The following is a 25,447-nucleotide window of genomic DNA, read 5'->3' on the forward strand; positions in this document are numbered from 1 at the left end:
TATTTGAGTTGGATATTTTATCTAGCTTTATAACTAAATCAAGTTGTTTGCAGTGATTTGAACCACAACACCAACTGTTTGGGTGTTGTATAGTCAAGCCTCACGAGCAATTAGTATTGGTCAGCTTCACATATCACTATGCTTCCACATCCAACCTATCAACGTCGTAGTCTTCAACGGCTCTTTAGAGGACATAAAGTCCTAGGGAAATCTTATCTTGAGGTAGGCTTCCCGCTTAGATGCTTTCAGCGGTTATCCCTTCCGAACATAGCTACCCGGCGATGCGACTGGCGTCACAACCGGTACACCAGAGGTTCGTCCACTCTGGTCCTCTCGTACTAGGAGCAGATCCTCTCAAATTTCCAACGCCCACGGTAGATAGGGACCGAACTGTCTCACGACGTTCTAAACCCAGCTCGCGTACCTCTTTAAATGGCGAACAGCCATACCCTTGGGACCTGCTTCAGCCCCAGGATGAGATGAGCCGACATCGAGGTGCCAAACACCGCCGTCGATATGAACTCTTGGGCGGTATCAGCCTGTTATCCCCAGAGTACCTTTTATCCGTTGAGCGATGGCCCTTCCATACAGAACCACCGGATCACTAAGACCTACTTTCGTACCTGCTCGACTTGTGGGTCTCGCAGTTAAGCGCGCTTTTGCCTTTATACTCTACGCGTGATTTCCGACCACGCTGAGCGCACCTTCGTACTCCTCCGTTACTCTTTAGGAGGAGACCGCCCCAGTCAAACTACCCACCAGACATGGTCCTCGTCCCGGATAACGGGACAGAGTTAGAACCTCAATATTACCAGGGTGGTATTTCAAGATTGGCTCCACCGAAACTAGCGTCTCGGTTTCAAAGCCTCCCACCTATCCTACACAAGTAAGATCAAAGTTCAATGTCAAGCTGCAGTAAAGGTTCACGGGGTCTTTCCGTCTAGCCGCGGGTACACCGCATCTTCACGGCGAATTCGATTTCACTGAGTCTCTGCTGGAGACAGCGCCCCCATCATTATGCCATTCGTGCAGGTCGGAACTTACCCGACAAGGAATTTCGCTACCTTAGGACCGTTATAGTTACGGCCGCCGTTTACTGGGGCTTCGATCAAGAGCTTCGCTTACGCTAACCCCATCAATTAACCTTCCAGCACCGGGCAGGCATCACACCCTATACGTCCACTTTCGTGTTTGCAGAGTGCTATGTTTTTAATAAACAGTTGCAGGGGCCTGGTTTCTGTGGCTGCCAATAGCTCAAGGAGTAAATCCTATCACCGTCGGCAGCGTACCTTCTCCCGAAGTTACGGTACCATTTTGCCTAGTTCCTTCAGCAGAGTTCTCTCAAGCGCTTTGGTCTACTCGACCTGACCACCTGTGTCGGTTTCGGGTACGATTCCTATGTAACTGAAGCTTAGAGACTTTTCCTGGAAGCATGGTATCAGCCACTTCACTGTACAAGTACAGCTTGCTATCAGTTCTCAGCATAGAGTACCCCGGATTTGCCTAAGATACATGCCTACAACCTTCCACCTGGACAACCAACGCCAGGCTGACTTAACCTTCTCCGTCCTCTCATCGCATTACATAGAAGTATTGGAATATTAACCAATTTCCCATCGACTACGCCTCTCGGCCTCGCCTTAGGGGTCGACTCACCCAGCCCCGATTAACGTTGGACTGGAACCCTTGGTCTTTCAGCGTGCGAGTTTTTCACTCGCATTGTCGTTACTCACGTCAGCATTCGCACTTCTGATACCTCCAGCATACTTCTCAATACACCTTCATCGGCTTACAGAACGCTCCCCTACCACTTGCAATAAATTGCAAATCCGCAGCTTCGGCATATAGTTTTAGCCCCGTTACATCTTCCGCGCAGGCCGACTCGACTAGTGAGCTATTACGCTTTCTTTAAAGGGTGGCTGCTTCTAAGCCAACCTCCTAGCTGTCTATGCCTTCCCACATCGTTTCCCACTTAACTATAATTTTGGGGCCTTAGCTGGCGGTCTGGATTGTTTTCCTCTTGACTACGGACGTTAGCACCCGCAGTCTGTCTCCCGGATAGTACTCATTGGTATTCGGAGTTTGCATCGGTTTGGTAAGTCGGGATGACCCCCTAGCCGAAACAGTGCTCTACCCCCAATGGTATTCGTCCGAGGCGCTACCTAAATAGCTTTCGGGGAGAACCAGCTATCACCGAGTTTGATTAGCCTTTCACCCCTATCCACAAGTCATCCCCTGGCTTTTCAACGACAGTGGGTTCGGTCCTCCAGTTAGTGTTACCCAACCTTCAACCTGCTCATGGATAGATCACCCGGTTTCGGGTCTACACCCAGCAACTAAACGCCCTATTAAGACTCGATTTCTCTACGGCTCCCCTATGCGGTTAACCTCGCTACTGAATGTAAGTCGCTGACCCATTATACAAAAGGTACGCAGTCACCGAACAAGTCGGCTCCCACTGCTTGTATGCATGCGGTTTCAGGATCTATTTCACTCCCCTCACAGGGGTTCTTTTCGCCTTTCCCTCACGGTACTGGTTCACTATCGGTCAGTCAGGAGTATTTAGCCTTGGAGGATGGTCCCCCCATATTCAGACAAGGTTTCACGTGCCCCGCCCTACTCGACATCATCATATCAGCCCTTTCGTGTACAGGACTATCACCCACTATGGTTGCACTTCCCAGAGCATTCCACTAAAACTGATATGACTTAATGGGCTTTTCCCCGTTCGCTCGCCGCTACTGAGGGAATCTCAATTGATTTCTTTTCCTAAGGGTACTGAGATGTTTCACTTCCCCTCGTTCGCCTCGTATGACTATGTATTCATCATACGATACCTGCCTTATGACAGGTGGGTTTCCCCATTCAGAAATCTCCGGATCACAGGATATTTGCCGCCTCCCCGGAGCTTATCGCAGGCTATTACGTCTTTCATCGCCTCTGACTGCCAAGGCATCCACCACATGCACTTAATTACTTGACTATACAACCCCAAACAGTCGATCGTTCCTACAAGTGAGAACGTTCAACATTACAGTTTGAAGTACTGTGCACTTAAGCACCGTACAGCTTCAATTCAATTCACATACCAAAACGCTTGATTCAGTTAATTTCGCTAGTAACTCATTTCTTCAACCTTCATCAATCAGTAATAAATCACTGTTAATGTCGATCTTAAAAACGAGTATGAACAAATTATTTCAACTCAAATATATTCTGTTAATGATTTTTCCAGCCTTCGTCAGGTCAGGAAACTGTGATAAATCACAGAAGTTAATAAGCTTCAACTTACTAAATTCTATAATCCAACCTATCTGCGCGAAGCATAGCTTCTTGCTTAAATTTCAAGGAAAAGCCTTAAAGCAGTGCTTTAAGTTTTCTTGTCTTGAAATTTGGTGGAGACTAGGAGAGTCGAACTCCTGACCTCCTGCGTGCAAAGCAGGCGCTCTACCAACTAAGCTAAGTCCCCAGCTTATCAATAAGTCAATGTTTCTGTTTTTCTGTATTCAGCATTTAATAATGCTTGTTAGTCAGATTTGGTGGGTCTGACAAGACTTGAACTTGTGACCCCACGCTTATCAAGCGTGTGCTCTAACCAACTGAGCTACAGACCCTCAGATACATCGTCATGAAGAACAACTTGTTGTGGATTCTTACCAATCGTCAATCTTTCGTTAAGGAGGTGATCCAGCCGCAGGTTCCCCTACGGCTACCTTGTTACGACTTCACCCCAGTCATCGGCCACACCGTGGTAAGCGTCCTCCTTGCGGTTAGACTACCTACTTCTGGTGCAACAAATTCCCATGGTGTGACGGGCGGTGTGTACAAGGCCCGGGAACGTATTCACCGCGGCATTCTGATCCGCGATTACTAGCGATTCCGACTTCATGGAGTCGAGTTGCAGACTCCAATCCGGACTACGATCGGCTTTTTGAGATTAGCATCCTATCGCTAGGTAGCAACCCTTTGTACCGACCATTGTAGCACGTGTGTAGCCCTGGTCGTAAGGGCCATGATGACTTGACGTCGTCCCCGCCTTCCTCCAGTTTGTCACTGGCAGTATCCTTAAAGTTCCCGGCTTAACCCGCTGGCAAATAAGGAAAAGGGTTGCGCTCGTTGCGGGACTTAACCCAACATCTCACGACACGAGCTGACGACAGCCATGCAGCACCTGTATGTAAGTTCCCGAAGGCACCAATCCATCTCTGGAAAGTTCTTACTATGTCAAGACCAGGTAAGGTTCTTCGCGTTGCATCGAATTAAACCACATGCTCCACCGCTTGTGCGGGCCCCCGTCAATTCATTTGAGTTTTAGTCTTGCGACCGTACTCCCCAGGCGGTCTACTTATCGCGTTAGCTGCGCCACTAAAGCCTCAAAGGCCCCAACGGCTAGTAGACATCGTTTACGGCATGGACTACCAGGGTATCTAATCCTGTTTGCTCCCCATGCTTTCGTACCTCAGCGTCAGTATTAGGCCAGATGGCTGCCTTCGCCATCGGTATTCCTCCAGATCTCTACGCATTTCACCGCTACACCTGGAATTCTACCATCCTCTCCCATACTCTAGCTTCCCAGTATCGAATGCAATTCCTAAGTTAAGCTCAGGGATTTCACATCCGACTTAAGAAGCCGCCTACGCACGCTTTACGCCCAGTAAATCCGATTAACGCTCGCACCCTCTGTATTACCGCGGCTGCTGGCACAGAGTTAGCCGGTGCTTATTCTGCGAGTAACGTCCACTATCCTAGAGTATTAATCTAAGTAGCCTCCTCCTCGCTTAAAGTGCTTTACAACCAAAAGGCCTTCTTCACACACGCGGCATGGCTGGATCAGGCTTTCGCCCATTGTCCAATATTCCCCACTGCTGCCTCCCGTAGGAGTCTGGGCCGTGTCTCAGTCCCAGTGTGGCGGATCATCCTCTCAGACCCGCTACAGATCGTCGCCTTGGTAGGCCTTTACCCCACCAACTAGCTAATCTGACTTAGGCTCATCTATTAGCGCAAGGTCCGAAGATCCCCTGCTTTCCCCCGTAGGGCGTATGCGGTATTAGCATTCCTTTCGGAATGTTGTCCCCCACTAATAGGCAGATTCCTAAGCATTACTCACCCGTCCGCCGCTAGGTCAGGTAGCAAGCTACCTTTCCCCGCTCGACTTGCATGTGTTAAGCCTGCCGCCAGCGTTCAATCTGAGCCATGATCAAACTCTTCAGTTAAAAATCATTAGTAGCTTATGGCTACAAATCTTGGCTCATCAATTTTCTGACAAATATTTCTCAAATAAACTTCGAGTAATTTTTACCATTCAATCAATGAAATATTTTCGATCGATCAATCAGTAAAAATCCACACAAGTTGTTCTTCATAATCTCTTAATGATCTTCTTACTGATTCGTCATCAGCAAGACCTTCGCTTTAAGTTATTCACTACATTGCGTTGGTGTCTGCGTATTCTATACAGTTTTATTTGCAGCACAAGAGCATTTAAATAAATAATTTAAAAAAACCATTCGACTGGTTATTTTTAAAGCAAAAAATACGTTTTAGGTTAAATTATGGTCAACATTATCAAGTTATCCACCATATAAATGCGCTATCTAAATAAAAAAAACAGCTAACGCTGTTTTTTTTAGAATGTACCAGCTACTGTGCTTGTTCAGCAAGCCAAGCCATAAACGCTTGGCGTTCAGATTTAGATGCACTTTTCCAAGTATTAATTAATTGTTGAGCATTGCCAGAACTTGTTAAATCTTTTTGTTTATCTGTCCCAGCTTTCGCAACAACAGCTTGTGACGTATAGACCGGTGCAGGTTGTACCACTGTCGTTGCTTTTTGAGTTAGATCGGTTGGTGCATCGCTAAATAAATTTTGAAGAATGCCTGCATTTTGAGTTTTACTGCCCTTTTGCTCAACCAGTAACTGATTTTTGGCATTGTATAGACCAAAGATCGGCTGCTTAGCATAAGCTTTGGCATCATCATGGTTTTGCGGAGGATTGATCAGTGCCAAACGGTAAGACTGTTGGTCTTGTAAAATTGGGGTCTTAATATTTACAATCCCTGAGCGAACGATATCGTGGGAGCCAATACCCGGATGCTCTTCAAAAAACTGGGTATAGCGAACACTGATAATATTTTCACCAGCATCAATATTATATTTATTGTCAGAACTGAATAAACGACTCTTAACCTCTTGCCCATTTAAGCCTTCAATTTTTATTTCCTCTGGAGCAGTAATAGTCACCGCTGAAAATACTGAAGTACTCAACATCAATGCTGCTGTTGCAAGGGTTATGCGTAAGGTCATTTTTACACTCTATCGATGGTTTATTAAAGTTTAGTTGCACTATGCAGTGTATAAATGACAATTTTATGACAATTTCTGAGCTTAGAACCAATTCGCAACTACAATATATATTGCTAAGCTTTGATATTTTAAAGATAAATCCTTAAACAAAAAAAGAGCAGATCTACTCTGCTCTTTTTCATTTTAATGACTAGCGATTAATTGAATGTTTTAAAGCGATCCGCTTCCGCCATAAATGTTTTTTCACCCGCAGGCGCTTCAATCGAACCAAAAACAAGTTGTGCACGAAGTTTCCAATTCGCAGGGATATCGAAGATCTCTGCAATCTCAGCATCTACGATTGGATTGTAATGCTGTAATGACGCACCAATATTTTGTTCAGATAACGCAGTCCATACGGCAAATTGAGCAATTGCAGAAGAATGTTCAGACCAAACTGGGAAATTATCTGCATAAAGCGCAAATTGTTCCTGCAATGATTTTACAACATCTTGGTCTTCATAAAATAAAACCGTACCATAGCCTGCAGCAAAGCTATTAATTTTTGCATTTGTGCCTTCAAAAGCAGCGTCTGGAACAATTTTACGTAAAGTTTCACGCACCACATTCCAAAACTGTAAATGCGACTCACCAAACAAAGTCACAATACGAGAAGTCTGTGAGTTAAATGCAGAAGGACTGTGATTTACCGCTTCTTTAATTACAGATTCAATTTGTTCTGGTGTTAATGCTACATTTTTACCAACAGCATAAATGGTACGACGTTGTTTGATGTGGTCTAAAAATGACATATTATTTTCCTCAGCGATCTCACGATCTTGTTATATGTGATTCATATTCATCATAGCTATAATTTCAAATTTGAACATGCTTAATTCAGCGACATAGTGTCTTAAAAATAGAACAATATGCCATAACATTACAAAACTTGATCTAGAAATCACTAAAGATTATTCCGTGTCATTATGCATAGATCATAAAGCGCTCTTCATCTTTATAATGTTCTTTTTCAGCGGCTTTTTCCTCTATCGAACCAAAGACCAATTGCGCACGTAACAGCCAATGTTTTGGAATCTCAAAAACCTTGGAGATATCAGCATCAATACTCGGGTTATAATGTTGTAATGACGCACCCAAACCTGCATCTGCTAAACAAGTCCATACAGCATATTGGGCCATACCTGAAACTTGCTCTGACCAAACTGGAAATTCTGCCGCATCAAAAGGAATTTTCTTTTGTAATTTTTGAATGATCTGCTGATCTTCATAGAATAGAACTGTACCAAATCCTGCCGAGCATTGATCAACCTTCAGTTCTACACCAGCAAAAATATGCGCGGGGACTAACTTGCGCTGCACTTCTTTTACGACATTCCAAAAGTGATGATGTGAATCGCCCATTAAAATCACAATACAAGTACTTTGTGAATTATGTGCCGAAGGACAACTTCGCACAGCCTCTTGGATCAATTCAGCTAAATACACCTGACTTAAATGTACACGCTTCCCTAAAACATAAATACTACGTCACTTTTTTAGTTGATCGATACAATGTGGTTTGTTTTAGGTCTTCTTCGTGATTTTTTTTTAAATTTTAAATCTTTGGTTAAATCCGTTGTTAGAACTTGTCCAATTTTATGTAATAAAGCCATACCGTGTTCCCCAAAATGTACAGTGATGCCTATTGTATTAGGTGCTAGTGTAATCTCAGGAGAATCACTTATATTCATTACGTGATTTCTAAATGCTTGTTTTTAAAACAAACAAATTGAATCAAAAAATAAACTCCGCATTTAGCGGAGTTTATGTGACTGATCTAACACTTTAAAATTGTGCTGTTCAATCTTATTTCTCTGTTTCGAACAAAGCAGCAACAAAGGATTTTGCAGAGAAAGGACGTAAGTCGTCAATTTTCTCACCGACACCAATGAAGCGAATTGGAACATGCGTACGACTGGCAATATTAAATAGTACACCACCTTTCGCAGTACCATCGAGCTTGGTAATCGTCAGGCCTGTCAAGCCAACTGCCTCATCAAACATTTCTACTTGATTAATCGCATTTTGACCTGTTCCTGCATCGACCACCAACATAACTTCGTGTGGCGCGGTCGCATCGATTTTTTGCATAACACGTTTTACTTTGGTCAACTCTTGCATGAGATGACCTTTGTTATGTAAACGACCTGCGGTATCTGCGATCAAAACATCAACACCTTTCGCGCGTGCACTTTCAAACGCATCGAAAATGACAGAAGCGCTATCAGCACCATGGCCTTGGGCTACTACGGCAATATTATTACGTTCACCCCAAATTTGAAGCTGCTCAGTCGCTGCCGCACGGAAAGTATCTCCCGCAGCAAGCATCACTTTCTTGCCTTCACCTTGTAAACGTTTTGCCAATTTACCAATGGTTGTGGTTTTACCCACACCGTTTACACCCACCACCAAAATTACATAAGGTGTTTTATTCGGATCGATATGTAAAGGTTTCACACGTGGTGCTAGTAAAGCCACCAACTCTTCCTGAAGTGCTTTATATAGTGAGTGCGAGTAAATTAAATCGCCACGTGCAGTACGTTCAGTTAAGTTGGTAATAATGGTTTTCGTTGCATCTACACCGATGTCGGCTACTAGAAGCTGTTCTTCAACTTCTTCAAGCAGTTCGTCATCAATTTCCTTACCACCGATCAAAATATTGACCATACCATCGGCAAGGTTTTTACGGGTTTTGGTTAACCCTTCTTTCATGCGACTAAAGAAACCGCCTTTTGCAGATGCATCTGCTTCTTCTGCACTTGTTTCAGCAACCACAACTGGACTAACAACTGTTTGCTCTTTTGTTTCAACGATTGGCACATTGACCACAGGTAAACTTGGTAGTGTGACATCGTCATCCCCGATATCAGCATCAATCAAAAATTTGTTCTGCTCATTAGATTGCTGTTGCATGCCGAATCCTTGAAAAGCACTGCGTTAAAAAAGACGGATTCTACCATAAAAGATAGGCTTTCGCTTAGCAACAATACTTTATGTAAACACTTAACAAATCAATACTTCTGGCGCTTGATCTACTTCGCATTTTTCTTAAGAATGGTTATTTATTGAAATGCTTTAACTTCACTTCAACCTGAGCCCAAATTTTATATGCATCACTTATTAGTCACGCATTCTTATAAAAAAAGTTTAGTTGCACTGGGTTTAACTCTACTTTGTTTACCTATAACTACCCATGCACAAATACGCAGTGAACTTACCCGCAGTAGTTTTGAAAACACTTTAAGCAATGGCTTGCAGGTGATTATCCGTGAAGATCACCGCTCCCCAATGGTCATGACCCAAATTTGGTACAAAGTCGGCAGTACCGATGAGTCTGGAAATATAACGGGTATTTCGCATGTGCTGGAACATATGATGTTTAAAGGCACATCCAAAGTCCCCAATGACGAATTCAGTCGCTTAAGTCGAATCTATGGCGGTACAGTAAATGCCGCAACATTTACCAATTACACCAATTACTATCAGCTTTATCCTAAAACTTACCTCCCAATGGCTTTAGAGCTTGAAGCAGATCGTATGCGCAATCTCTTACTACGGAAACAAGACTTTGACCCTGAAATTAAAGTCGTGATGGAGGAGCGACGCCTACGTACCGATGACAACCCCCGCTCACTCGCTTTCGAACGCTTCAAATGGATTTCTTATCCCACGAGTCACTATCGTCAACCCGTCATTGGGCACATGAAACACTTGCAAAATATAAGTCTAGATGACGTGAAGCAGTGGTATCAAAAATGGTATAGCCCAAACAATGCGATCTTGGTGATTGTGGGTGATGTCAATGCAGAATCTGCCTTAAGACAAGTTCAAAAATATTTTGGCGACATCAAAAGCCATCCAACACCTGTACGCAATGATGTGACTGAGTTTGAGAACATTGGCTACCGTCACATGGAGCAAAATACCAATGTTGAGGTGCCAAATTTATATATGGCTTGGAATGTGAAATCACTTGCAACAGCAAGCAATCCAGAAGATGTTTATGCACTCACACTTATTCGAAGCTTATTAGATAGCGGGATCAGCTCTCGATTACAACAGCGCCTTGTACGCGACAAAAAATTAGCGACCGCACTGAGTGTCAGTTATGACCCTTATAACCGTGGAGACAGTCTATTTAGTATCTCCGCACTTCCAGTCACTGGCGTGGAACTTCCTGAGCTACAAAAAGCCATTGAATATGAAATTGAGCGACTCAAAACAGAACTTGTTCAACCACAAGAGCTTGAACGGATTAGCACACGCTTTGTTGCAAACTTAATTTATGGTCAAGATGACATAGTCGGGCAAGCAAAGATGATTGGAAACTTAGCCGTGAATGGCTTGAATTATCGACTAATGGATCAGCTTCCACAGCATTTTGAAGCGGTTACACCTGAAGATATTCAGCAAGTTGCTAAAACTGCTTTTGTACGAGATAACTTAAGTACGTTGTACCTTCAACCAGAAAAGAAGGCCACAAAATAATGAAAAAACAAAAGACCATCTTTCACCTGTTATTTATTACCATGTCTACCTTTTGCACTACCAATGTAATTGCAGATGTAAGTACAAGTAGTATTAGCAATGATGACCCACGTACATTACAGTCTATTGCTTCTCTACAAAGCTTAAAACAGGTTCAAACCAGCGACCTTCATACAGCACCACATGTACACGAACTTAAGAACAAATACAAAGTTCGAAGTCTATTTGTTGAGTCACCCGCCTTACCTATGGTGGATATTCAACTTACCTTTAATGCAGGCTCTGCACGAGATGTAGAAGTAGAAAAAGGCCTATATGGTGTTGCCAATATGGCAGCACAACTCATCGATGAAGGCACTACGCAACATGATGCAGTTGAAATCGCGAATGCCTTTGAACAAGTCGGGGCTCGTTTTAGTGTAGCTGCACACCGTGACATGTTTGTGGTTCGACTGCGTTCGTTGTCTGACCCTAAAAAACTAGATGCTGCGGTAAGTACGATGCTTGAAGTATTAAAAGACTCTACTTTTAAAAATAACAGTATTAGTTTGATGGTGAGCAATACTCAAGTAGGTCAGAAGCAATTGAAAGAGAGCCCGAGTCGATTGATGAGCATTCGTTTCTATCGTGCGCTCTACGGTTCACACCCTTATGCGGAACCGATTACGGGAACCAATGGCAGTATTAAAAAAATTACGACTCAGCACTTAAAAAAATTCAGAGATGAATTTCTGGTTAGTCAAAATATGAATATTGCACTGACAGGCCAACTCAGTGTTAAACAAGCGCAGAAACTGGCTGAACGAATAAGTGCAGCCCTTCCGCAAGGTAAAGAAGCAAAGCCACTTGCTGTACCACAAGATAAACCTAACTTTGATATTCAACATATTGTATTTAATTCAACTCAAGCCCACGTCACCATGGGACATCTATCAACCACGCGGGATGATCCTGATCGTTTGGCGCTCGAACTGGCTAACCGTATGTTGGGTGGGGGTGGATTTAGCTCCATTTTAATGAAAGAACTACGCGTTAAACGTGGATACACCTATGGAGCAAACAGTGCTTTTACATTTAGTCAAGCGGCTGGAAGTTTTAGTCTAAGTTATTCAACCCAGCAAGATCAGCTCATGGACAGCATACAAGTGGCGCATAAAGCCCTAGTTGACTTTGTCCATCAACCAATTGATGCACAGCAGTTAGAAGAAACTAAAGCCGGTATGTTACGCAGCCTACCTAACAGCTATAGCAGCAATGCAAACATCAATGCACAACTCGGCTCTATAGGGTTTTATCAGCAAGATGCGAATTATTTAGCAGACTACCCAAAACGTTTAGCTACAATCACGCCTTTAGATGTTCAAAATGCGATACGTAAACATATTCACCCTGAGAGTCTTACCCTTGTGATTGTCAGTAACGCCTTAGATAAAGAGCAACTTCGACATATTTTAGAATTGAATCTTGATCCGAACATTAAGCAAAGCATACCGCATCCTGATCAAATTCCTGCGATTATTGAACCTCCGGAGCCAATGCCGGAAGCTGCTTCGCCCGATTCTGTTCAAACTGATGAGCCTGCATTAATCTAAAGTAATCAATATAGGAAATCTGGTTTTCCAAAACCAGATCTTGTGCCATCTCTTGTGTTTCTGGGAAAGTCGCTTGATGAGATAAGCGACTTACATTTTCAAATTGGCTTGGAGAAATGGGTCGAGATAAGGCAATACTCGATAAAATGACAATAAGCATAATGATCGATGCCATCAGACCATTATAAATTTGTACAAGCGTAATCTGTGATTTTAATTTAAGAATTTTTTGGATCGCAATGTGCATAACCTACCTCTAGTGAAACTAGTGTAAGTAGCGAATTGCATAATCACAAGTTGAAATGCTGAAAAATGCCCCCCATTAATGCTAAAGAGGACATAATTTCAGCAAGTCAGATTGTTTGTAAAGCAAAAGTCTAACCAACAATGCTACGAATAACTGCAAAATAGAGCACCAAGGCAATTACCCCCAATGCAATCATAATGGCGAAAGCCCCAACACCATTTTCTGCATCTGCAGGGTGTGCAGGATCGTCATCGGCAATACGTCTTAGCTCCCCATTGTATGTTTCATAAAAATCAGCCCGTTGATTTTCATCAAGCTGACGTGTGAAATCATAAACTCGTTTACGTTGTGCCAAACAAAAATCCCCAAGATGAATTTCTTGATGGAAAACTGCTTCATCTAATAGCGTTCGGTGATATTGCGCCAACGCTACAATTTGAGAAACAGTTGGAGGCATATCAAAATCAAAACCGTCTAATGTATTTGTCATGTTATTCTCCTTATAAAATACAGTTTCCTGTTTTATTATCATATTCAATCTTTTGATTGTTCATTGTTTAATCATGTAAACAAAATAAGATGAAGAATACTCGACAATATATTTGACAATTCCAGCAATTTGTAATAAATATTTAACATTAGCGTGATATTTATATCTAAAGGTAAAATTACCTTTAAGTGATCATAATTAGAATAAGGAGCTTAATATGATTCAACAAATCTCTCATCATGACTTAGAACATGCGTATGCGGATGCAGTAAACACCATTCAATCACAAATGAACTTCGTAGAAGCAGTACAACAGTTAGAAAGCGTTGCACGCGCTGGCCACGGTAAAGCAGCACTGTTTTTGGCAGAACTTTATTATCAAGGTTTCCGCGTAGAGCGCGACTCGCTTAAAGCACAATACTGGCAACAGCTTGCCACCATGAAAGCATAATAAAACGTCACCTAGGTGGCGTTTTTTTTAAGCCTAACATTTTGATATGACATATTTATTTACATAGTTATGCAAAGCTTACACTGAACTTTCATCTTAATTATTTAAAATAGCGTCATGTTCCTTAATGACATAACGCTATGTACAAAATTTTGAAACTACAACCGATTTCAAATCATTTATATTTAAAAATCAATATTCTAAGAGGCATGATGTACTGCGGTATTCTTTGGGGGCTTTACAACGCTGAACAGCAAGGCTGGGCGATGACCTCAGATCACGATGACTATGTTTTCCCCTTTTGGCTCAATGGTTTACACGCACACCAATATGCTCAATTGCACTGGCCAAACTATATTCCTAAAAAAATCACGCCGCAGGATTTCCAAAGCGCATTATTGCCTACTCTGTCACGCTTAAAAGTCACCCCTGCGCTATGTAATGGCACAAAGCGCATGAAGCTCAGTACGTCTCAAATGCGTCACTTTTTCTTCAATGACCATATTCTAGCACCAGCTTAAGGCCCATTAAGAACAATAAAGCTCAATTAACTTGTTATTTTATTGAGAGCTATGACTGTAAAGTATTTGCTTTTTTTTTAAATCGCGCTAATTTAAATATAAAACAATAACCACAACCGAGGATATGCCCTATGACCAATGTTGCTCAAGTATTAAAAGATAAAGTACATCAAGCAATCTACACCATCAGCCCTGAAGCCACCGTTTTTGAAGCAATTTCACTTATGGCAGATAAAGGCATTGGTGCACTTGTGGTCACACACGAAGAACGCGTTGTAGGTATATTGTCCGAACGTGACTACATGCGCAAAGTCATGTTGATGGAACGTACTTCAAAGCAAACCACAGTCAATGAAATTATGACAGCAAAAGTACTGACGGTCACAACAGCAGTTACGGTTGAAGAATGTTTAGACCTTATGACAGATCGCCATCTACGTCACTTGCCCGTGGTTGAACAAGATAAATTATTGGGACTCATTTCTATTGGTGACTTGGTGAAAGCGGCAATGGATGATCAAAAGAAACTGATTGAGCAACTACAACAGTATATTTCAGGTTAAGTTTTAATGGTGAGGTGTTCAATAATGAACGTATACTCAGCATTGGCTACTAATGATAAAAAATAAAGTTGAAACCATATAAAAATCCCTGCACTAAGCAGGGATTTTTATATAACTATGAAAGGCTTAAAACTTAGTTCAGACCTAATTTTGCAGCGACATAGTCTGCATCTTTGTCGCCACGACCAGATACATTCACCACAATTTTAATATCTTTGGCCAACTTTGGAGCTTCACGAAGCACCCACGCCACGGCATGTGAACTTTCAAGCGCAGGTACAATTCCTTCAACTCGCGACAACCGCATAAACGCATCCAAGCACTCTTGATCAGTCGCTGTAGTGTATTCAACACGACCTAAATCTTTCAGCAGACTGTGCTGAGGCCCGACGCCAGGATAATCTAGACCTGAAGCAATCGAGTGTACTGGTAACGGTTCACCTTGATCATTTTCAAGTACATAACACGCCATACCATGAATTTGACTTGGTTTACCTAAAGTTAAGGTTGCCGAGTGCATGTCGGTATCAAGACCATGACCAGCAGGCTCTACACCAATTAGTTTCACATCTGCATCGTTTAAAAATGCGGTGAAAGCACCCATAGCATTTGAACCACCACCCACACATGCAACCACATAATCTGGGTTCGCACCAAAGCGCTCATAGGTTTGTTCTTTAATTTCTTTACCAATAATCGACTGGAAGTCGCGCACCATCATTGGAAATGGATGTGGCCCAACAACCGAACCAATAGCATAGATATAATTGGTTGGATCTTTTAAATACTCTTCAAAAGCACTGTCCACAGCATCTTTCAATGTTGCAGTACCACGTGTCACTGAAATGAGTGTTGCTCCAAGGATTTTCATTTTGACGACATTGGGATGTTCTTTTTCAATATCCACCTGCCCCATATGAATTTCACACGGAATCCCGACCAAAGCACAGGCGGTTGCTAGTGCAACGCCGTGTTGGCCCGCACCCGTTTCTGCAATCACTTTGGTTTTACCCATATATTTTGCAAGCAGCGCTTCACCCAAACAGTGATTAATTTTATGTGCGCCTGTGTGGTTTAAGTCTTCACGTTTAAGATAAATCTGTGCCCCGCCCAACTGTTCAGATAACCGTTTTGCATAAAACAACGGACTTGGACGACCAACATAGTGCGCAAACAGTTCAGCAAGTTCAGTTTGAAATTCTTCTGTTACACGAATTTGCTCGTAAGCGACTTTAATGTCATCCATTGCCGCTTTTAAGTGAGGCGGGATAAACTGACCACCATAGCTCCCAAAAAAGCCCGCGTCATTAGGCAAAGCAATACCATTAATTTGATGATCCATTTTTATGATCCTTATTCTTAAAATGTGCTTTCTTTCCAGCTTTATCGTGCTAAATACTTAGTCATATCCTCAACGCCTTTGAGGGTCATTGGGTACATATGGTCTTCAAAAATTTGCTTAATCAAACCAATCGTATGGGTGTAATGCCAATAACGATCTTCTTCTGGGTTCAACCATGCTGTTTTTTCAAAATGGTTGCGTAAACGCTGTAGCCAGACATTGCCTGCTTCATCATTCATATATTCAACCGAACCACCCACAGAATTGAGTTCATAAGGTGCCATAGAGGCATCTCCAACCACAATTACACGATAGTCGCGTCCATAGGTATTGAATAAATCCCATGTATTCATACGGGTGCTTGAGCGACGCACATTGTCTTTCCAAACATAGTCATATAAACAGTTATGGAAATAGAAATACTCTAAGGTTTTAAACTCAGTTTTCGCCGCACTAAACAGTTTTTCGCATTGTGCAATATGTGAATCCATCGATCCACCCACATCAAACAACATCAGCACCTTAATACGATTACGACGTTCAGGCACGAGCTGCACATCAAGTATGCCTTGCTTCGCTGTTTCGCGAATTGTACCATCGATGTCTAACTCTTCAGCCGCACCTTGTCTGGCAAATTTACGTAAACGACGCAATGCCATTTGCATTTGGCGCGTTCCGAGAATTTGATCATCATCCAAATTCTGATATTTACGTTGTTCCCAAACTTTTACAGCAGAACGTTTACGTCCTGGCCCACCAATACGCACCCCTTCAGGATGATCACCATAAGCACCAAATGGAGACGTTCCTCCAGTGCCGATCATCTTGTTTCCACCCTGATGTTTCTTATGCTGCTCGCGTAAACGTTCTTCCAGCATTTTCATGAGTTCTTCTAATGAACCTGCTTTCTTTAATTCTTCACGCTGCTCAGGGCTTAGATGCTTTTCTAAGAGTTCTAAATCGAACCAGTCTTTCGGTAACTTTTGAACTTTATTGAGTAAATCATCTAAATCAAAAGTTGAAATCCCATCAAAATAGTCCTTCATGCCTCGGTCAAATTTGTCAAAGAAGCGTTCATCTTTCACCATAATCGTTTTGGCGAGTTGATAGAACTCTTCTTGATCGGCAAAGACCAGACCTGAAGCAACAGCTTCATTCAGATCGATCAGTTCACGCGTCGAGACGGGAACACCGTATTTGCGTAAGGTATAAAACAAGCGCACAAACATGCGTGTTTCTCCTTTAACGACGAGACATGAAGGCTAAACGTTCAAGCAACTGTACATCTTGTTCGTTTTTAATGAGTGCGCCATATAAAGGTGGAATGGCTTTAGACTTATCATGATTACGCAGTACATCTTCTGGCATATCATCGGCCATCAGCAAGCTTAACCAGTCAATCAATTCAGAAGTTGATGGTGGTTTTTTTAGACCCGGAACTTGACGTAATTTGAAGAAAACTTGTAATGCTTCATTGACCAATGCAGTTGAAATTTGCGGAAAATGAACATCAATAATTTCACGCATGGTTGCGTCGTCTGGAAATTCAATATAGTGGAAGAAACAACGACGTAAGAATGCATCTGGAAGTTCTTTTTCATTATTTGAAGTAATAATCACAATAGGACGTTGTGATGCAGTAATGGTTTCGCCTGTCTCATATACATAGAAAGACATCTTATCCAATTCATGCAACAAGTCATTTGGAAACTCAATGTCTGCCTTATCAATTTCATCAATCAATAAAACACAACGCTCTTCACTGGTGAACGCTTCCCACAATTTACCCGGTTTAATATAGTTTTTAATGTCATAAACACGGTCGTCACCCAGTTGGCTGTCACGTAGACGTGAAACCGCGTCATACTCATATAAACCTTGCTGGGCTTTTGTGGTTGACTTAATGTGCCAAGTCAACAATTTTAAGCCTAAGCTTTCAGCCACTTGTTCAGCCAGTAAAGTTTTACCCGTACCTGGCTCACCTTTGACCAATAAAGGCTTTTGTAAGCTACGTGCAGCTTTTACAGCAAGTTTTAAACTATCGGTAGCGATGTACTGATCTGTACCCGTAAATTGTTGTGTTTCAACAGACATGATTAAACCTTATTTTTATTAATTACAGCGGTGAATGATTGTTATTGACAACTACTTTGGTTTTATTAGCCACATATTTTGACCAAAAGAAACCGATCACAAGCCCCACACCCATGACAAAGAGAATCAGTGACAAATTTGACCAAATGAGTGCTGATTCTTTCGTTAACACACCGAAAAGCAAGCCAAAAATAGCGGGTGCAATCGATGAGTTTGGACCTTCGGAAACCGTTGGTGTCAATAAAATGGCAAAGATCATCATCCATGTGATGCCACCCAACAGCTTCGGCAGGCGTGTAGCAATGGAATACCAACACCACAAAATTAGCAAACTGCCCAAAAGGTAAACTGTGACAGCAATACTGTCTTCAGGAATTGAATCGAGCATTGAAAGAAAACTATCCACGGTGCAACTCCTGAATTATGCTTTATGCGCCACGAAGGCCTTCTGGTGCCGCAGCGTTCGGATTGATTAATCCTTCTGGCGGCATTTGTAGGAAGAAGCCCTGAGTTTGAATCGAATCAATGACATGCAATACATTTACACGGGCCAATTTACGCGCTTCACTCAGCTCTAATGACATCACAAAAGTCGCTCGACCAAATGCAACACGAACAGCTTCAGGTAAAACATTCAATGGGCTAAAATCTTCAGCGGCTTGATCAGCTTCAGTTGGGCAAGCAATATAAAGATACATTTCATCTTTTTTGCTTGATTTATAAATAGAACATTGCATATCTAAAACAGCACTCAAATAACTCAAGCCACAGGATACATCAAATAAAAGCAGCTGACATTAGTCATGATTAACGCATCAGTCGTGATTTTGTATAAATATTCAAACTTCAGACCAATTGACTAATTATTAATCCATCACTTTCATTTGCGTCGAAAGATAGCTTTCATCACGGCGTAGGAGTTGAATTAAAGGTTGGGTTAACAAATCATAGCGCCAACCTAATAAATAATCAGGCAAGTCTTGCTCATCATTATGAAAAACCACATGTTGATGCAGTGCGTTCATCCACTTTTTGCGCATCAACACTTCTTTAGGAATACTGGTTTCATTGACCACATTTTGAATTAAGTGATCAATCTTCTCCCCCACATCTTTTGAAGAATGACGGATGGGACGTGCCATACGTAGCGGCCAATCTGCTTGCTCAGGCAAGAACTTCACCAAATCTAAAATGGTTTTGCCGTGCTCGCGGACAACGTTTTGACGTATGTCTTTTACACCCGATAACTGAAAAGCATTTTTTGGATTTTTCTCAACCAAATCAATCATGCTTGAGTTTTTCAAAATGAAACTACGTGGTGTATTTAGAGCTTTCACCATGTGTTCACGCCATACAGCCAACTGCTGCAACTGCATTAACTGACGACGTGAATGTCGATAGTTACCAATATCTTGATAGAGTAAATGCAAAGGCGTTTCTGTCGCGATTTCTTGCGTCAGATGCTGACAGTCCTCAAGTGCAAAATGTAAGAGTGACTTTGAATCTAGTTCTTGTTTAACTTTTTCAGACAGATTCATCAAGTACAGCACATCGTTTGCCGCATAGCTGAGTTGTGCAGGGCTTAATGGACGCGCCAACCAGTTTGAGCGGGTTTCCCCTTTGTCGATATCGACATCCAACATTTGTTTCAGTGCATTTTGATAGCTGACTTGTAGACCATGTCCTAAAAAAGACATGCCCACTTGGGTATCAAATACATTGTTTAAGGTTTTATGCTGTGCATAGTGATAAATCAGGTCGATATCTTCACTACAAGCATGAAAGACATTTTGTTGTGCGCGAAAAAGTTTATTCCAAAATTCAGATAAATCGAGTGTCGTACCATCGAGTAAATAGACATTGTTTTCGACATTGATTTGAAATACGCCTAACTTCGGCCATAAGGTATCGACTTTGATGAATTCTGTATCGAGTCCATAGACTTCGTTACGATCCATTTTTTCTAAGACTGGTGTTAAGTCTTGTTGCTGCTGAATAAACTGAAACATATCCTACTGCGTCTAATGCTAGATGCTCTTTGGGCTATCTTACCTGAATAAGATCATTTAGCTATCAAGATTTCTAAGGGTTTTTTAATTATTTGCCGTTTTTTGTGATTTTTTTATACAACTAGATTCAAATTAATATTTTTTTTTATCTTACTCAAGATTTCAATCTTGTAGCTCAACTAAAAAATGAAACAAGTATCGAAATACTTATTTCATTCGCATTCTATTATGTACAGCTTGGCTTAAGGTATGGCTATCGACATATTCAAGTTCACCACCCTGTGGTACGCCTTGTGCAATACGCGTCATTTGGATCGGTAAATGTTTCGTTGCCTCAACCAAATAATGCGCTGTGGCCTGACCTTCTACCGTTGCATTGGTCGCCAAAATCACTTCTGTTACTTTACCATCGCCTAAACGCTGGATTAGATAAGGAATGCCGATCTCTTCAGGCCCAACACCATCAAGTGGGGATAAATGCCCACCCAATACATGATACTTACCACGGAAACTGCCACTTTGCTCAATCGCCATCACATCTGCTGGAGACTCAACCACACAAAGGAGTTGATCGTCACGTTCATGCGAGATGCAAATATCACAAACTTCGTTTTCAGTCAGTGAGTGACACAAACTGCATTCGTGAATATAGCTGGTGGCTTCGTTCAAAGCATGTGCAAGACCCACAGCCCCTTCACGATTTTTCATAATCAGATGAAGCGCCATGCGCTGAGCCGATTTTGGCCCAACACTTGGCAAAATACGTAAAGCTTGTACCAATTGATCAAAACGATCGCTAAACACTATACGTATTCCTTAATTAGAATAAACCAGCTAGACCTGGTGGTAAGCCTGCACCTGAGTTCGCAGCTTTCATGCGTTCTTCAGTGATTGCTTCTGCTTGACGTGCAGCATCATTCATTGCCGCAGCAATTAAGTCTTCAATCATATCTGCATCATCTTGCAATAATTCAGGATTGATTTCGATACGTTTTACCACATTGCGGCAAGTCATCGTCACTTTAACCAAACCACCACCAGCTTCAGCATGCACTTCAGTTTGCGCAAGCTCTTCTTTAGCTTTTTTAATGTTGCTTTCCATGTCTTTTTGCATGCGTTGAGCTTGCTGCATTAACATATTAATGTTCATTAAAATCTCCGAACATAAAATTAAAAAATTAGATTAAGTCTAAACCACGTGTGATATCGCGAATAATATCATCAATATCTTCTAAACCAACAGAAACACGAATTAAACCTTCACGAATTCCTGCGGCTTGTTTCGCTTCTGGTGAAAGTTTGCCATGGGTAGTCGTTGCAGGATGGGTAATGGTCGATTTGGCATCGCCCAAGTTGCCTGTAATTGAAATAAACTGAGTATTGTCAATAACAGTCCATGCCCCTTCGCGCTCGCCTTTCACTTCAAAAGAAACGATCCCACCAAAGCCTGTTTGTTGCTTCGCTGCAAGCTCATGCCCAATATGCTCTGGTAAACCTGCGTAATACACTTTTTCGACTTTCGGGTGTGTATTTAAGAATTCTGCCAGTTTCTGCGCACTTGCTGAATGCTCGCGCATACGTAAACGTAAAGTCTCTAAGCCTTTTAAGAATACCCATGCATTGAAAGGACTCATTGAAGGCCCTGTGGTACGTACATAACCAAACACTTCTTCGAGTAGTTTATGACTACCCACTACTGCTCCACCGAGAGCACGACCTTGACCATCCAAATACTTCGTCGCTGAATAAATCACCAAGTCCGCACCAAACTCAATTGGGCGCTGTAATACTGGCGTACAGAAACTATTATCAATTGCTAAAAGTGCGCCATTGGCATGTGCGATATCAGCAAGTGCTTGAACGTCTGCCACTTCAGCCAAAGGATTCGACGGAGACTCAACAAAGAGCAATTTAGTTTCAGGCTTAACGGCATTTTTCCATGCATCTAAATCTGTTAAATCGACAAAGTCGACAGTTACACCAAACTTAGCCACATATTTTTCAAACAAAGATACGGTCGAACCAAATACCGCACGTGAACAAATCACATGATCGCCCAGTTTTAAAAATGACATTGCCACGGCCATAATTGCGGCCATACCTGAACTGGTTGCCACTGCCCGCTCTGCACCTTCTAAAGCTGCAAGGCGTTTTTCAAACATTGCAACAGTTGGGTTGGTAAAACGCGAGTAGATGTTCCCTGGCTCTTGACCTGAAAATTTTGCTGCGGCCTCTGCTGCATTTTCATAGACAAATGATGAAGTTAGAAAGATAGGTTCGCCATGTTCTCCCTCGAAACTACGCGTATGCCCAGTACGAATGGCTAAGGTATCTAATTGGTATTCAAATTCGTCTTGTAGGCTCATGGCTCTGGTTCAGTCGACAGACTGCCTTTGTAAAGAATTGCCAACATTTTGAGCGTCTAGGCTATTTAAGGTCAAGGTAAAATACGCGAATATTGATTAAACTTCGATCAAACTTTCTGCTTATTTGAGATCTAAGACCTATATGCACGCTTTAAAAACTAAAATTTCAACGCATCAAAATAAATTAAAGAATCTTTCTACGCGCATTTTTAATGGAAAGTCACTCATTTTGTCACAAAGCACACCTTATGAAGTGATTGAAACATTTGATCTGACCCAAATTCGCTATTACGCACCTGAAGTGCGTAAGTATAAAGAACCCTTGGTTTTTGTGGTCCCGCTAGCCATCAATATGTCTATTTACGACCTTTACCCTTATCGCTCACTGGTGAAGTACTTCCAACAGCAAGGCTTTGCCGTATATGTGATTGATTGGGGGAAATTAAATATTCATAACCGTCATTTTAACTTTCTGACGTTTATTGATCATTATATTCCACTCTGTATACAAAGCATTTTAAAACATAGTGATAGCGAGCAAATTTCTCTGCATGGTTGGAGTATGGCTGGCATTTTCGTGACCTTGTATACCGCCCTGCATCAACCCAATTTTGTGAAAAATTTAATGGTTTTAGGGAGCCCAATTGACAGTTATAAATCTGGGCGAAATGGCCAGTTCTTTGCATATCTCAATCGAATCATTTCAAAAAGCAAAACATTACAACAGCAAATTTATCAGGGCAAAATACCGAAGCGTCTACTTCACACCCCAGGTGTTTTAAATACGATTGGTTTTAAAATGGTTGACCCTATAGGCTGGTTTCAAAGCCACAAAAACTTGTTACTCAATTTGGACGACAACGAAGCTTTATATGAACACGCCACCATTGGTAGTTTTCTTAACCGTATGATTGATTATCCCGGTGGCATCAACCAAGACATGTTGTTTAATGTTTGGCTACGTAATCCACTCAAAACAGGAGTAATCACATTAAATAAGAAAAGCATAGCTTTAAAAAATATACAGTGCTCATTGCTTGTTGCCGCAGGCACAACAGACCAATTAGTTACTACAGAAGCCGCTAAACCACTCACCCAATTGACAAGTAGCACCGATGTCACGTTTACTCTTATCCCAGGAGGACATTTAGGACTGATGTCGAGTAAGCGTAGTGCCGATGAATTTTGGCCACAACTGGCTCAGTGGTTAAGTGAACGTTCAAGTAAAATTTAAATACTAAGGTTTGACATGATTCAGACAGTTGCATTTATCGGTCTAGGCGCCATGGGTTATCGCATGGCATCACACTTACCGAAACACTTTGAACACGTGTGGGTATGGAATCGTAATTTTGATAAAGCAAAACAACATGCAGAAGCCTATGGCACACAGGCGGTGGAACTTGCGCAAGCCGTTCAGGCCGATGTGGTCTTCTCTTGCCTTCCAACCAGTCAAGATATTGAAGACTTACTTGCACAAGTTGAGCTTAAAGCAGGCAGTATTTGGGTCGATTGCACCAGCGGTGTACCGTCCTCTGCAAAAAAAGTAGCTGAACTGCTTAAACAGCAAGGTGTCGACTTTTTAGATGCACCTGTGAGTGGTCAAACCATTGGCGCTGATAATGCAACCCTTACGGTTATGATCGGTGGTGATGCCGCAGCTTTTGAACGCGCACTACCAGCTATTCAAGCGTTTGGTAAACTGATTAAACATGTAGGGGAATCAGGTGCTGGTTTTGCAGTTAAAGCCGTAAATAATATGCTTTTGGCGGTGAACCTCTGTGCTGTTGCCGAAGGTTTTACCACACTAAAGGCTCATGGCGTAAACTTAAACGAAGCATTAGATTGCATTAATGCATCGAGTGGTAAAAGTGGCGTAACTGAAACTGTTTTGCCTCAGCGCATCCTCAACCGCAGCTTCCCGCTTACGTTTGCACTCCCTCTATTGGCAAAAGATACGGGCATTGCCGTTGATTTAGTCCGCGAAGCAAAACTGTCTGCACCTGTGATTGGACTGGCTCAAAGTTTAATTCAAACTGCCAGTGACTTATCTGAAGTAGACAGCGATTTTTCTTCTGCGGTTAAACTGTATGAGTCATGGAGCAAAATTACTTTAGAGTAATGCTTATCATAGTCAGTCATACTTTAATCATAAGTTAAGCTATTCCGATGGCCGAACAAAAAGCCTCATAAAGAGGCTTTTTGTATATTTCTAATTTTATTGACGTTTTGATTCATTAAGTGTCTGACTACATATTTAAAAGCCATACGCTGTATCGGACTAAGTTCTTGTTGATACATATTATAAAAATCATCTGGGCTATCAAATAAACCGAAATCTTGATTAATCCCCTTGTCTTGAATAAAAGTATCATTCAAATTCCAATCAATAGCTGGATTTTCAAAATTCTCGGTAAATACCCCAAAACCACAAAAGGTTGTTGTTTGATGCTTATTTATACTTTGTAATTTTTCTAGATAGAGTCGATCAAGAATTACACCCTCCAAAATATACCATTGTCCATTCACATGAACTTCGACCCAACTATGTAAAATATTCTTGGGCGATAACTGATACCAAATGCCTTTGATTGCGCCTTTTTGTAGGGCTTTATCGATGGTAAACCCGTGTATCCGAGTGGCTACCCCCACCGCTCGAAGTAACGCCATCAATAACGTTGCTTTGGTATTACACTGACCATAACCGTCGCTTAAGACTTGAGATGCCTGTATCATATCTCCCGTGTTATAGCCAAATTGAACCTCATCACGAACGAAGTTATAAATATTCCTCACCTTATTAACTTCATCAAGATCTCTCCATTTGCGTTGTTCAATCAAATTTTGAATCGATGGATGGTGATAATCTAAAATCGGTGTCTGTTCTAATAGCCTTTGCATACTCAGCTCTCCAATAATGAATAACTTAAAAAATTCATTGC

At 41.8% G+C, this 25,447-nt stretch carries 21 protein-coding genes, 2 tRNA genes, 2 rRNA genes and 1 pseudogene; 7 read left to right on the forward strand and 19 right to left on the reverse strand.

Annotated elements, in window-relative coordinates:
* Window positions 1-89: 89 nt before the first annotated feature.
* From AC4CU3_RS00200 to ftsY, 8 genes and pseudogenes are all read right to left on the reverse strand, one after another.
* Window positions 90-2,983, reverse strand: a 23S ribosomal RNA gene (locus AC4CU3_RS00200).
* A 410-nt stretch (window positions 2,984-3,393) separates the two neighbouring features.
* Window positions 3,394-3,469 (reverse strand) — tRNA-Ala (locus AC4CU3_RS00205).
* Window positions 3,470-3,537: 68 nt separating this feature from the next.
* A tRNA-Ile gene (locus tag AC4CU3_RS00210) sits at window positions 3,538-3,614 on the reverse strand.
* A 61-nt stretch (window positions 3,615-3,675) separates the two neighbouring features.
* Window positions 3,676-5,213, reverse strand: a 16S ribosomal RNA gene (locus tag AC4CU3_RS00215).
* The 16S and 23S rRNA genes sit together here with 2 tRNA genes alongside, the layout of an rRNA operon.
* A 427-nt stretch (window positions 5,214-5,640) precedes the next feature.
* Window positions 5,641-6,303: a DUF2057 family protein gene (locus AC4CU3_RS00220; RefSeq protein ID WP_005401243.1), complete on the reverse strand. Its 663-nt coding sequence runs from the start codon at window positions 6,301-6,303 to the stop codon at window positions 5,641-5,643.
* A gap of 197 nt (window positions 6,304-6,500) precedes the next feature.
* Entirely contained in the window at window positions 6,501-7,094 is a 594-nt protein-coding gene (locus tag AC4CU3_RS00225; protein ID WP_004984621.1) for a nitroreductase family protein, read from the reverse strand.
* A gap of 172 nt (window positions 7,095-7,266) precedes the next feature.
* Window positions 7,267-7,955 (reverse strand): annotated as a pseudogene (locus tag AC4CU3_RS00230) (nitroreductase family protein).
* A 193-nt stretch (window positions 7,956-8,148) separates the two neighbouring features.
* A complete protein-coding gene (gene ftsY / locus AC4CU3_RS00235) occupies window positions 8,149-9,255 on the reverse strand; it encodes a signal recognition particle-docking protein FtsY (RefSeq protein ID WP_126036255.1) in 1,107 nt (368 codons plus the stop codon).
* A gap of 195 nt (window positions 9,256-9,450) precedes the next feature.
* Here ftsY and AC4CU3_RS00240 point away from each other — a divergent pair, with 195 nt between their 5' ends.
* Both AC4CU3_RS00240 and AC4CU3_RS00245 read left to right on the forward strand, forming a co-directional pair.
* A complete protein-coding gene (locus tag AC4CU3_RS00240; RefSeq protein ID WP_490737886.1) occupies window positions 9,451-10,830 on the forward strand; it encodes a M16 family metallopeptidase in 1,380 nt (459 codons plus the stop codon).
* Window positions 10,830-12,422 (forward strand): M16 family metallopeptidase, encoded by a 1,593-nt coding sequence (locus AC4CU3_RS00245; protein ID WP_490737887.1) that lies wholly within the window; start codon window positions 10,830-10,832, stop codon window positions 12,420-12,422. Before AC4CU3_RS00240 ends, AC4CU3_RS00245 begins: the two co-directional genes overlap by 1 nt.
* A 377-nt stretch (window positions 12,423-12,799) precedes the next feature.
* Here AC4CU3_RS00245 and AC4CU3_RS00250 read toward each other — a convergent pair whose 3' ends face one another.
* Window positions 12,800-13,159 (reverse strand): hypothetical protein, encoded by a 360-nt coding sequence (locus tag AC4CU3_RS00250; RefSeq protein ID WP_004697078.1) that lies wholly within the window; start codon window positions 13,157-13,159, stop codon window positions 12,800-12,802.
* Between the two features lie 217 nt (window positions 13,160-13,376).
* On the opposite strand from AC4CU3_RS00250, the gene AC4CU3_RS00255 reads away from it, so the two are divergent.
* The 3 genes from AC4CU3_RS00255 to AC4CU3_RS00265 all read left to right on the forward strand — a co-directional run bounded on the left by AC4CU3_RS00255 (window position 13,377) and on the right by AC4CU3_RS00265 (window position 14,694).
* Window positions 13,377-13,610, forward strand: a complete 234-nt coding sequence (locus AC4CU3_RS00255) for an SEL1-like repeat protein (protein ID WP_004697075.1) — start codon at window positions 13,377-13,379, stop codon at window positions 13,608-13,610.
* A gap of 140 nt (window positions 13,611-13,750) precedes the next feature.
* Window positions 13,751-14,131 carry a DUF2750 domain-containing protein gene (locus AC4CU3_RS00260; RefSeq protein ID WP_005401236.1) on the forward strand — a complete coding sequence of 127 codons (381 nt, stop codon included), beginning with the start codon at window positions 13,751-13,753 and terminating at the stop codon, window positions 14,129-14,131.
* Between the two features lie 131 nt (window positions 14,132-14,262).
* Window positions 14,263-14,694, forward strand: coding sequence for a CBS domain-containing protein (locus AC4CU3_RS00265; protein WP_005401235.1), 432 nt, complete (start codon window positions 14,263-14,265; stop codon window positions 14,692-14,694).
* A 133-nt stretch (window positions 14,695-14,827) separates the two neighbouring features.
* Here the strand turns inward: AC4CU3_RS00265 and trpB are convergent, their stop codons facing one another.
* The 9 genes from trpB to AC4CU3_RS00310 all read right to left on the reverse strand — a co-directional run bounded on the left by trpB (window position 14,828) and on the right by AC4CU3_RS00310 (window position 22,505).
* Complete coding sequence (gene trpB, locus AC4CU3_RS00270; protein ID WP_490737888.1) at window positions 14,828-16,036, reverse strand: tryptophan synthase subunit beta; 1,209 nt, start codon at window positions 16,034-16,036, stop codon at window positions 14,828-14,830.
* Window positions 16,037-16,077: 41 nt separating this feature from the next.
* Window positions 16,078-17,265 (reverse strand): vWA domain-containing protein, encoded by a 1,188-nt coding sequence (locus tag AC4CU3_RS00275; protein WP_005401232.1) that lies wholly within the window; start codon window positions 17,263-17,265, stop codon window positions 16,078-16,080.
* 13 nt (window positions 17,266-17,278) lie between these two features.
* Window positions 17,279-18,130, reverse strand: a complete 852-nt coding sequence (locus tag AC4CU3_RS00280) for an AAA family ATPase (RefSeq protein ID WP_004697065.1) — start codon at window positions 18,128-18,130, stop codon at window positions 17,279-17,281.
* 22 nt (window positions 18,131-18,152) lie between these two features.
* Entirely contained in the window at window positions 18,153-18,536 is a 384-nt protein-coding gene (locus AC4CU3_RS00285; protein WP_336000658.1) for a hypothetical protein, read from the reverse strand.
* Window positions 18,537-18,558: 22 nt separating this feature from the next.
* Window positions 18,559-18,867, reverse strand: a complete 309-nt coding sequence (locus AC4CU3_RS00290; RefSeq protein ID WP_336000662.1) for a YcgL domain-containing protein — start codon at window positions 18,865-18,867, stop codon at window positions 18,559-18,561.
* A gap of 129 nt (window positions 18,868-18,996) precedes the next feature.
* Entirely contained in the window at window positions 18,997-20,139 is a 1,143-nt protein-coding gene (locus AC4CU3_RS00295) for a ribonuclease D (protein ID WP_336956973.1), read from the reverse strand.
* A gap of 207 nt (window positions 20,140-20,346) precedes the next feature.
* Complete coding sequence (gene recR / locus AC4CU3_RS00300; protein ID WP_005401228.1) at window positions 20,347-20,943, reverse strand: recombination mediator RecR; 597 nt, start codon at window positions 20,941-20,943, stop codon at window positions 20,347-20,349.
* Between the two features lie 16 nt (window positions 20,944-20,959).
* Window positions 20,960-21,289, reverse strand: a complete 330-nt coding sequence (locus AC4CU3_RS00305) for a YbaB/EbfC family nucleoid-associated protein (RefSeq protein WP_004984648.1) — start codon at window positions 21,287-21,289, stop codon at window positions 20,960-20,962.
* 28 nt (window positions 21,290-21,317) lie between these two features.
* A complete protein-coding gene (locus AC4CU3_RS00310; RefSeq protein ID WP_004697048.1) occupies window positions 21,318-22,505 on the reverse strand; it encodes an O-succinylhomoserine sulfhydrylase in 1,188 nt (395 codons plus the stop codon).
* A gap of 142 nt (window positions 22,506-22,647) precedes the next feature.
* On the opposite strand from AC4CU3_RS00310, the gene AC4CU3_RS00315 reads away from it, so the two are divergent.
* Entirely contained in the window at window positions 22,648-23,739 is a 1,092-nt protein-coding gene (locus tag AC4CU3_RS00315) for an alpha/beta fold hydrolase (RefSeq protein WP_490737889.1), read from the forward strand.
* Between the two features lie 15 nt (window positions 23,740-23,754).
* Window positions 23,755-24,627, forward strand: a complete 873-nt coding sequence (locus AC4CU3_RS00320; RefSeq protein WP_490737890.1) for an NAD(P)-dependent oxidoreductase — start codon at window positions 23,755-23,757, stop codon at window positions 24,625-24,627.
* A 65-nt stretch (window positions 24,628-24,692) separates the two neighbouring features.
* Here AC4CU3_RS00320 and AC4CU3_RS00325 read toward each other — a convergent pair whose 3' ends face one another.
* Window positions 24,693-25,406, reverse strand: coding sequence for a transglutaminase-like domain-containing protein (locus AC4CU3_RS00325; RefSeq protein ID WP_490737891.1), 714 nt, complete (start codon window positions 25,404-25,406; stop codon window positions 24,693-24,695).
* Between the last annotated feature and the right edge of the window lie 41 nt (window positions 25,407-25,447).

Source organism: Acinetobacter sp. 802_lipA, from assembly GCF_058242885.1.

Bases quoted from the DNA above. Each gene is read 5' to 3' on its own strand.
- AC4CU3_RS00255 (WP_004697075.1), top strand. From the start codon at position 13,377: ATGATTCAACAAATCTCTCATCATGACTTAGAACATGCGTATGCGGAT.
- AC4CU3_RS00220 (WP_005401243.1), bottom strand. From the start codon at position 6,303: ATGACCTTACGCATAACCCTTGCAACAGCAGCATTGATGTTGAGTACT.
- AC4CU3_RS00305 (WP_004984648.1), bottom strand. From the start codon at position 21,289: ATGAACATTAATATGTTAATGCAGCAAGCTCAACGCATGCAAAAAGAC.
- AC4CU3_RS00265 (WP_005401235.1), top strand. From the start codon at position 14,263: ATGACCAATGTTGCTCAAGTATTAAAAGATAAAGTACATCAAGCAATC.
- AC4CU3_RS00260 (WP_005401236.1), top strand. From the start codon at position 13,751: ATGTACAAAATTTTGAAACTACAACCGATTTCAAATCATTTATATTTA.
- AC4CU3_RS00290 (WP_336000662.1), bottom strand. From the start codon at position 18,867: ATGCAATGTTCTATTTATAAATCAAGCAAAAAAGATGAAATGTATCTT.
- ftsY (WP_126036255.1), bottom strand. From the start codon at position 9,255: ATGCAACAGCAATCTAATGAGCAGAACAAATTTTTGATTGATGCTGAT.
- AC4CU3_RS00240 (WP_490737886.1), top strand. From the start codon at position 9,451: ATGCATCACTTATTAGTCACGCATTCTTATAAAAAAAGTTTAGTTGCA.
- AC4CU3_RS00250 (WP_004697078.1), bottom strand. From the start codon at position 13,159: ATGACAAATACATTAGACGGTTTTGATTTTGATATGCCTCCAACTGTT.
- AC4CU3_RS00325 (WP_490737891.1), bottom strand. From the start codon at position 25,406: ATGCAAAGGCTATTAGAACAGACACCGATTTTAGATTATCACCATCCA.
- AC4CU3_RS00275 (WP_005401232.1), bottom strand. From the start codon at position 17,265: ATGTTTGTGCGCTTGTTTTATACCTTACGCAAATACGGTGTTCCCGTC.
- AC4CU3_RS00310 (WP_004697048.1), bottom strand. From the start codon at position 22,505: ATGAGCCTACAAGACGAATTTGAATACCAATTAGATACCTTAGCCATT.
- AC4CU3_RS00225 (WP_004984621.1), bottom strand. From the start codon at position 7,094: ATGTCATTTTTAGACCACATCAAACAACGTCGTACCATTTATGCTGTT.
- AC4CU3_RS00320 (WP_490737890.1), top strand. From the start codon at position 23,755: ATGATTCAGACAGTTGCATTTATCGGTCTAGGCGCCATGGGTTATCGC.
- trpB (WP_490737888.1), bottom strand. From the start codon at position 16,036: ATGGATCATCAAATTAATGGTATTGCTTTGCCTAATGACGCGGGCTTT.
- AC4CU3_RS00315 (WP_490737889.1), top strand. From the start codon at position 22,648: ATGCACGCTTTAAAAACTAAAATTTCAACGCATCAAAATAAATTAAAG.
- AC4CU3_RS00245 (WP_490737887.1), top strand. From the start codon at position 10,830: ATGAAAAAACAAAAGACCATCTTTCACCTGTTATTTATTACCATGTCT.
- AC4CU3_RS00280 (WP_004697065.1), bottom strand. From the start codon at position 18,130: ATGTCTGTTGAAACACAACAATTTACGGGTACAGATCAGTACATCGCT.
- AC4CU3_RS00295 (WP_336956973.1), bottom strand. From the start codon at position 20,139: ATGTTTCAGTTTATTCAGCAGCAACAAGACTTAACACCAGTCTTAGAA.